At 61.4% G+C, this 3016-nt stretch carries 4 protein-coding genes; all 4 read left to right on the forward strand.

Going from position 1 to position 3016, the window contains the following annotated elements:
- On the forward strand, positions 1-251 hold a 251-nt coding region (locus VZ95_RS07285), incomplete at its 5' end, for a flagellar basal body rod C-terminal domain-containing protein (RefSeq protein ID WP_045775266.1).
- A 69-nt stretch (positions 252-320) separates the two neighbouring features.
- Positions 321-1106 (forward strand): flagellar basal-body rod protein FlgG, encoded by a 786-nt coding sequence (gene flgG / locus VZ95_RS07290; protein ID WP_045775267.1) that lies wholly within the window; start codon positions 321-323, stop codon positions 1104-1106.
- Between the two features lie 37 nt (positions 1107-1143).
- Positions 1144-2154, forward strand: coding sequence for a flagellar basal body P-ring formation chaperone FlgA (flgA, locus tag VZ95_RS07295; protein WP_045775268.1), 1011 nt, complete (start codon positions 1144-1146; stop codon positions 2152-2154).
- A 22-nt stretch (positions 2155-2176) separates the two neighbouring features.
- Complete coding sequence (locus VZ95_RS07300; RefSeq protein ID WP_045775269.1) at positions 2177-2980, forward strand: flagellar basal body L-ring protein FlgH; 804 nt, start codon at positions 2177-2179, stop codon at positions 2978-2980.
- Positions 2981-3016 lie beyond the last annotated feature (36 nt).

Consider the following 3016-nt stretch of genomic DNA (forward strand, 5'->3'; position numbering starts at 1 on the left):
TGGTCCGCTTCAATGACGAACAGGCCCTTCGCCCGGCGGGCAATTCGATGTATATGACGGATCAAGAGGCCCTCCCCGCCCCCGAGACGGTGACGGTACAAGGCTTCACGGAAAGCTCGAACGTCAAGCCGGTGCTGGAAGTTACTCAAATGCTTGAGATTTTGCGCGACTATCAGTCGATGCAGAAGATGATCGACGCCGAGGGCGAACGTCAGACCAATGCGATCGCCAAGATCGCGCGGCAGGTTTAAGAGAGACGCGTTAAGACCCGGCAAAATTTGACTGGTGGCGGTTAAGCCAGGAAAGAAGGATACCGAACAATGCGGTCACTGAATATCGGCGCGACCGGGATGCTGGCACAGCAGCTCAACGTCGAAGTCATTTCGAACAATATCGCCAATCTGAACACGACCGGGTTCAAGCGCTCGCGCGCTGAATTCCAGGATCTTCTGTATCAGAACGAACGGCGCGTCGGCTCCACCTCCTCGGACGCCGGGACCACCATCCCGTCGGGCATCCAGGTCGGTCTCGGTGTGCGCACGGCGGCGGTTTACCGTATGCACGAGCAGGGCAATATTCAGCCGACCAGCAATCCGCTCGATGTTGCGGTGCAGGGCATCGGTTATTTCGCCGTCGATTTGCCGACGAACGAAATTGCCTATACCGCGCGCGGCTCGTTCCAGCTCAATGAAAACGGCCAGATCGTAACCGCCGACGGCTATCAGCTGCGCGGCCCCGGCCAGGTGCCGCAGAATGCCCAGTCGATCACCATCAATTCCTCCGGGGAAGTGCTGGTGAAGGTTCCGGGGCAGACCCAGGCGCAGAACATCGGCCAGATCAATCTGACCACCTTCGTCAACGAAGCCGGTCTTCAGGCGGCGGGCCAGAATCTGTTCATGCAGACGCAGGCCTCGGGCGAGCCGGACGATGGCGTTCCCGGTGTGGAACAGCGCGGCACGATCCTTCAGGGTTTCCTTGAAACCTCGAACGTCAACATCGTCTCGGAAATCACCAATCTGATTACCGCGCAGCGCGCTTACGAAATGAACAGCCGCGTGATCGAAACCTCCGATCAGATGATGAGCACGCTCACGCAGATGCGCTAACCCCTTAGCGTCCTAACCGGATAAGGTGATCCCTCGAATGTCCCGCGCGCCGCGCTTTCTTCTCTCTCTCGCCGGGCTGCTTCTGGCGCTGCTGATCGTGCCGATCGCAGCGCAGGCAGCGGCGACGCTGAAGAATGGAGTGCTGGCGAGCGGCGTTCTGGTGCTCGACAAACCAGAGGTTCGCCTCGGGGATCTCTTTGATGGGCTGCCCGCCGATATCGCGGCACGCCCCGTGCGTGGGCTCGGGACACCCGATAGCGGCAGGGTGCTGGATGCCGAACAGCTTGAGGCGATTGCGCGGGAGAATGGGCTTTCCTGGCGCCCCGCCTCCCCGACGCTATCGATCCGGATCGACCGGCCCGTCGAGCAAATCGGCGAAGAGATGGTTTTGCAGACCGTGACGCAGGCGCTTGCGGTGCAGGGACATCCGACCGGCGAAATTCGCCTGGATGCGCCGCCCGCCCCGTTCACCGTGGGCCGAGGGCAAGCGCGGCAGGGCTTGCGCGTGAGCGATTTGAGTTTCGATCCGAAGCTCTCCCGCTTCACCGCGCAGATCGGCCCGGCCGCTGGCGGTGAAAGCCGCCGCGTGGCGGGCCGAGTGATTGCGATGGCCGATGTGCCGGTGATGACCCGCGCGGTCGGTACCGGCGAGGTCATTCAGGCCGGGGATGTCGCCATCCAACGGTTGCGCGCCGATCAAGCCGGGCGCAGCTATGTGGTCGATCCTGACCGGATCATCGGTAAAACCGCCCGGCGCACCCTGCTTGTCGGGCAACCGGTGCGGCCCGGCGATCTGAATGCAACGATGATGGTGCAGAAGAATGCACCGATTACGGTAAATGTCGTGTCCGGCTCGATGGCCTTGGTTATGCAGGGCAAAGCGTTGGACGATGGGGCGTTGGGCGATATGGTGCGGGTGTTGAATATCCGCAGCAATAAGGTGCTGAGCGGGATTGTTTCCGCCCCCAGTACGGTGACAGTGCAGGCTACTGTCGTCACCGTCGCACCAGGCGCTTCCGGCCCCAATTCCGGTGCCCGGACGAATTGAAAAGGTGAGCAGAAAGAGGCCGATGATGACACGCAGCCCCAAGATTTCGACCGAAGCTCGCCCCGCGACCGCCCGCAAACGGATGGCCGTGCCGAGCGCGCTGCTGTTTGGGGCGCTGCTGCTATCCGGCTGTAATACGCTGGATCGCCTTGAAGCGATTGGCAAGACGCAAGAGTTCACGCCGGTCGTCAATCCGTCGGAACAGCCGAACTACCGCCCCATCAGCCTGCCGATGCCGCAGCCGGTTGCAACCGCGCGCCAACCAAGCTCGCTGTGGCGCGTCGGCAGCCGCACCTTCTTCCGCGATATCCGCGCGCGCACCGTTGGCGATATCGTTACCGTCGTCGTCGATTTCCGGAACCGTTCAGCTTCTTTGGGCGGCGGGCTCAATCGGTCACAGACCGACACGCAGGGCGCGGGCCTGAATAGCGCCGGCAGCCTCTTCGGTCTCGATATTCAACAGGCGCTCGGCGGTGCCGACCCCACCACCCTGTTTGGCACCAACAGCAATCTGACCTCGCGCCGCAACGCCACCACCAATGGTACCGACGCCGCCAATCAGTTGCGCCTTGCCGCCGTGGTGATGCAAACGCTGCCCAACGGCAATATGGTCATCCAGGGCCGTCAGGAATTCCTGGTGAACTATGATATGCGCGAACTGCTGGTCAGTGGCGTTATTCGACCGGAAGACATTAGCTCGGGCAATACCATCGAATACGATAAAATCGCCGAAGCCCGTATCGCCTACGGCGGTCGCGGCCAAGTGAAGGATATCGCTCAGCCGCGCTACGGTACGCAATTCATGGATATTATTCTGCCGTTCTAAGTTTTTGGTCCCGGCAGAAAGCCAAAAGCCCGCCCC

The sequence above is a fragment of the Elstera litoralis genome (assembly GCF_000963705.1).
Lineage (GTDB): Bacteria > Pseudomonadota > Alphaproteobacteria > Elsterales > Elsteraceae > Elstera > Elstera litoralis.

What these genes read in the sequence shown, in the direction of transcription:
- flgG (WP_045775267.1), top strand. Translation starts at nt 321, where the DNA reads ATGCGGTCACTGAATATCGGCGCGACCGGGATGCTGGCACAGCAGCTC.
- flgA (WP_045775268.1), top strand. Translation starts at nt 1,144, where the DNA reads ATGTCCCGCGCGCCGCGCTTTCTTCTCTCTCTCGCCGGGCTGCTTCTG.
- VZ95_RS07300 (WP_045775269.1), top strand. Translation starts at nt 2,177, where the DNA reads ATGATGACACGCAGCCCCAAGATTTCGACCGAAGCTCGCCCCGCGACC.